This window comes from Halobellus salinus (genome assembly GCF_014646875.1).
Taxonomy (GTDB): Archaea; Halobacteriota; Halobacteria; order Halobacteriales; family Haloferacaceae; genus Haloquadratum; species Haloquadratum salinum.
On sequence record NZ_BMOC01000048.1, the window covers coordinates 1 to 891 of the forward strand.

1 pseudogene is annotated in these 891 nt (G+C 59.1%); it reads right to left on the bottom strand.

The features are described from left to right. Nucleotides 1–891: pseudogene (locus tag IEX72_RS15045) on the bottom strand (RNA-guided endonuclease InsQ/TnpB family protein); the annotation flags it as partial.

Here is an 891-nt window from a genome sequence, read left to right on the forward strand (position 1 = left end):
TGCCCTGTTCGGGCGCTTTGTACGAGACGTACTCGTAGAGGCGTCGGAACGCCCACACGTGGTGCCACCTCGCCTGCGGAAGCCGCTCTCGAATGTCGGCCAACTCCTCGAACACAATAACGTCGCAGTCGTGTTCGACAGCTTCCGCAACAAGTTCGTTAGCGACCGTGTGGATGTACTGTTTCCGCCACGCTTCTTCGCGCTTCCCGAGGCGAAGCAAGGCGTTGTGCGCGGCTTGTGTGCCACGCTGTTGTATCTCACCACGCCGCTTCTCAAACTCACGGCACCAGTGGTCGTAGTCGTCTCCCTGCCAGAACGTGCCGGTCGAGCAGACTGCCAACGAGTTGACGCCGAGGTCGATACCGAGGACCGTTTGGTCGGGGTGCCCGGCATCTGCCGAAACCTCTGCGTCACCGTCTATCTGCCGCGTCGAGAGTTGGATGTAGAACTCGTCGTCCACCGCATCGTATCGAACCGTACTCTCGCGGAACTCGTAGTTCTCGGGGAGTACGTACCGCTCGTAGGGTGTCGGACTATCTGCCGGGAGAACGGACGACGGTTCGACTCGGCCCTCGACGGTTGCCAGCGATACCTTGTTGCGGTAGAAGGTCGCGCTCCGTGCGTCGTAGTCCATCGTTTCAGCGGTAAACGTCGGGCAAGAGACACGCTGCCCTTTCTTCCACCGTTCGACACACGCTTTCACGGCTTCGTCAGATTACATCTGACGGGCTGTCAGGCTTCGCCTGACAACTTCGACGGCGCGTTTGATGGCGGCTTGGACGAGTTGTGCCTGTAGGTCTGTCTCGTCTCGAAGTTCGGAGTAAAGTGCGTCACGAACCTGTCTCTTGTTGGTTCTGCACTCGGTGTAGGTGGTATCGGACCAACAGTAGT